This window comes from Patescibacteria group bacterium (assembly GCA_020148045.1).
GTDB lineage: Bacteria > Patescibacteriota > Minisyncoccia > Minisyncoccales > GWA2-38-27 > JAHCRG01.
Genome location: JAHCRG010000002.1, coordinates 1 through 3931, shown reverse-complemented (window position 1 = coordinate 3931; position 3931 = coordinate 1). Strand labels below are relative to the sequence as shown.

Below are 3931 nucleotides of genomic sequence, written 5' to 3'. Positions count from 1 at the left end.
TTTAGAATCATGCCTAGCGGGTAGAATTGGAATAGGAAATGACTTATCTCCAGAAGCATATGTTTTAACCCATTCAATAGTCAGACCGGTGTATTTAAGAAAAGTTAAAAACTATTTAAATAGTCTAAGGCAGGAAGAATTTTATAAAGAAGCTTTGAGTTATGAGACGACTAATGAGAATGTAAAAATATTTTATCACTCATATACTCTTAAACAAATTTTATTACTTAGAGAAATTTTGAAATATGATAATTCTGACCTAAAAATTTTTATCAAAGCTTTAGTATGCGGTATTTTACATGGAAATTCTTTGATCTCACTTTCTTTACCATGCTCGCACTCATTCTCGATGTCTCCACGATACGTGAAAAGATACGCTGAGGAACATAATCTTGTAAGGCCAAAGAGAGATGTTCTAAAATGCATTGAGCTTAAGGCAAAACAAGTGCTATACGAAGGCCTCCCTATAACAAAAGGATATGCGTACCAAAAAAAAGCTTCAAAACTGCGGCTATGGAAAAGATCCATTAATTTGATTATAACATCACCACCTTACTTTAATAAACAAACATATGCTTGGGATAATTGGCTTAGATTATGGTTCTTAAATTATGATTATAAAGAGGTAGGAGCAAAATTACTCCATACAGGTTCAAAAACTAAATATATTGAAAAAATAAAAAGTTGTATAGATAAAATGTATGAGTTATTGAAAAATAATTCTGCTTGTTTCATAGTAATAGGTGATGCTAAATTAAGGGGTAAACATGTAAATTCAGCTGAAATGCTTGCTGAGGTCTCTGAATCTGTTGGATTTACTGTTCATAGAATAATAGTTGACAATATCCCGATTGAAAAAAAATATTTTATGTATATTCCAAGAGATATGGGTATTCGAACAGATAAAATTCTCGAACTTCACAAAGGGAATGTAGAAGAAAATAATATTAGAATACATTGGAATCAGATATCCAATAATTGTATGGATAATATGAAGTTCGAATTAAAGCCCCTTGAAAAGAAGCCATCGAGAAGGTATCGTAAAGGGGGCAAGTACGACCCAATAATGGATTCCTTCATAGAGGGCACTAACAATCTTGTTGAGGTTACTGTAGAGGGGAAGGATGCCAACTATCTGAGGACACAGCTAAACAAGAGGATCGAGGCCAGAGGCATAAAAAAGGTTAAAACCTCGGTTGTCAATAATGTCCTGTATCTAGAGAAATTGTAAGAAGAATCAATCTTGAATCAATTAAAATTATCCTCACATCTCTCTTTATTTGCAGCAGCTAAAACCCAGCCGAGACGGATTTGGGTGAGGCTATAACTTTCAGTTTTGAAATGTCCAGTTCTTTTATAGAAGGAGGGTGGTTTTGCCCTTTTCCCGTAAATGGTTTTAACCTAAACGACACGAAATAAAATATTAAGGATCATTAACATGTAATTTTTGGCTGTTCCAATGAGCGATGAACGGGAGAAACGAAGACAAGCTGCCCTTAAAGCTTGGGAAACTATTCGTCGTAAGCAGAGGGAAAAAAGAGCTGAGGGTGTTGAAAAACTTACTAAGTTTATAGATGTTGAAAAAATTGGAAAAATAACCCATCCGGAAGTTATTCAGGAAGATGTTGATGAGGGTTGGTCTGGAAATGGAGTTATCAAGCTATTTAAAAAAACTCCTGAAGACATTGCTTGTGGTCCATTTTGGGAAATAAGATGGGCTTATGGCTGTCCTTTGAACTGTAGCTACTGTTATCTAAGAGGAACAACAAGGGGAAGAATGAAACCTAGTTATGTACGTATAGAGGAAACTTTAAGATGCATCAAAGAGGCTTTCCAGAAGATAAAAAAGCCTCAAATCTTCAATTCAGGTGAATTATGTGACTCTTTGATGAATCCCACCCTAATGGCAAAAATTGTGGATTTATTTGAGGAACAATCAAAACATAAAATATACTTGCTTTCTAAGTTTGGAACCCGCAATATTGGATTTTTATTAGAAAAACCGAGAAAACAGGTTATCTGTGGATGGAGTATCAATTCTGAGCCTATTGCAAAAAAGTGGGAATCCATTGCTGCAAGACCGGTCGATAGAATCGAAGCAGCAAGTTTAGTTTGGGAAGAAGGATATGATACTAGAATTCGGATAGACCCAATATTCCCTATTGAAAACTGGAAAAAACACTATGGAAAATTATTGGATAATATTTTCTCTGCGTTCTGGCCCAACAGGATTATTTTGGGAACTCCAAGAGGGTTATGGAAAACAATCCATTACGCGGAAAAGGCTGGAGTTGATATGACATGGATAAATTTTTTTAAAGAAAATACAGGTTGGGGTAAGAAACTTTCTTTTGAATCGAGGATAGATATCTACTCCTTCTTTTATGATATAATTGAATCTTTAGGGTACCCTTTACGTAGAGTATCTATTTGTAAAGAGACTACTGAGATGTGGAAAGAGCTTGGCTTAAATTACATACCGAAAATGTGTAACTGCTATGGAAAAAATGCATTCAATTCATAAATAAAGTTAGGAGAAAGTTATTATACATCCAGCTGGAAAACTTCTTCTTTTTCTACGACCCTTAATATCCGCTATTCTTTCAGGATTATTATCTTCTATATAGATCAATATCGATTTTCTGAAAATGTATTCTATTTCTATAATAATAAATTTTTCTATATCTTCTACTGATATCGTTTGACCCTTAAATTTATTATATACCTCTTCAGCTGCACTAGGTATCCAAAAAGGTTCATCTTGGTAATTAGTTAAAAATCTTTGTTCTCTACCCAGTCTATCAGAAAATGAATATAATCCACGACCATCAACATTCCACATCGCTTCTTTCATAACTTTCAAACCCTTCCAATGTTTAGTGCCAAAAATCATATAGTACATTAATTGATTATTTTCACCGATCATTTCGAAACTCCTAGTGTAATTTATGCCACAAACTTCTCTTAATTGTCGTTCATATAGCTCTAATAGAGGACGCTCCTTAGGTCTGTCAATATCTCTAATTTTTCGCCACTCATCTGTGCTGAATAAGCTATCTAATGCGGGTTCTCTAAGTTCATCAAGAAATCTTTTAATGAAACCTGCCATAAAAGTTATCAATACTTCACATTTATTATGGCGCAATAGCCTTTTTAGTAAATCCATTGAGAAACCGGTAAATCCAAAAGGATCAATAAATGCAAATGTAGGCGCTAATTTTGCCTTCTCTTTTTCAAGTTCTTCAAGGAATCTTTCAATTGTAGGCTCAAATTCGTCGCTAATAACCCAGTATTTTATTTTTTCAGGAAGATCAGGAAATTTTTCCTGAAGAACTTCCTTTAACTTTTCAGCCCTATCTTTTCTACTTTCAATAAATAGAAATACAAGTTCTGCACGAAATTGAGGCCTTAAAACATGTTCGTACGCAGTCCTCAGCGCTATTACTGGAGAACCTTCTTCACCCTTTGAATACACACCTGGACCAGCAAAACCATCTATATACACAATTCTACCAGCGTAACGAGCTAGAATAGGAAACCATCCTCCAAGATAATATCTAAGAATTTCATGTTTAGCTTTAGTGTGGGGATCAAGGTCCCAAATGGTAGGTTCAACAGGCACCAACGCTTTCTTCAGATTAATCTTTTATGATCTATACTTAAGCCTTTTGATAAAAGTTAATAAACGAGTTGATGGTATACCTTTAAATACTTTGATCCTGTACACTAACAGAACTATAATATTGAATGGAAAACGAAAGGTAAGTAAAATGAAAAGAGGTACATCCAAGATACAATAGTTAAAAACCACATTATTACTTGAAGCAGTTGACTTTATGCTAAATGGTGAGAAAAATGGAGGGTGGTAAACGAAAAATAACTTCTGGCACGAAAGAATGGGCTGATCATAATATTAATTGTATCAAGGGCT

At 34.3% G+C, this 3931-nt stretch carries 3 protein-coding genes; 2 read left to right on the top strand and 1 reads right to left on the bottom strand.

The window, feature by feature from the left end:
* A partial coding sequence (locus KJA13_00040; protein MBZ9577417.1) for a hypothetical protein occupies positions 1-1231 on the top strand: 1231 nt, incomplete at its 5' end.
* A 228-nt stretch (positions 1232-1459) separates the two neighbouring features.
* A complete protein-coding gene (locus KJA13_00035) occupies positions 1460-2524 on the top strand; it encodes a hypothetical protein (protein MBZ9577416.1) in 1065 nt (354 codons plus the stop codon).
* A 6-nt stretch (positions 2525-2530) separates the two neighbouring features.
* Here KJA13_00035 and KJA13_00030 read toward each other — a convergent pair whose 3' ends face one another.
* Positions 2531-3622, bottom strand: a complete 1092-nt coding sequence (locus KJA13_00030) for a three-Cys-motif partner protein TcmP (protein ID MBZ9577415.1) — start codon at positions 3620-3622, stop codon at positions 2531-2533.
* Positions 3623-3931: the final 309 nt, after the last annotated feature.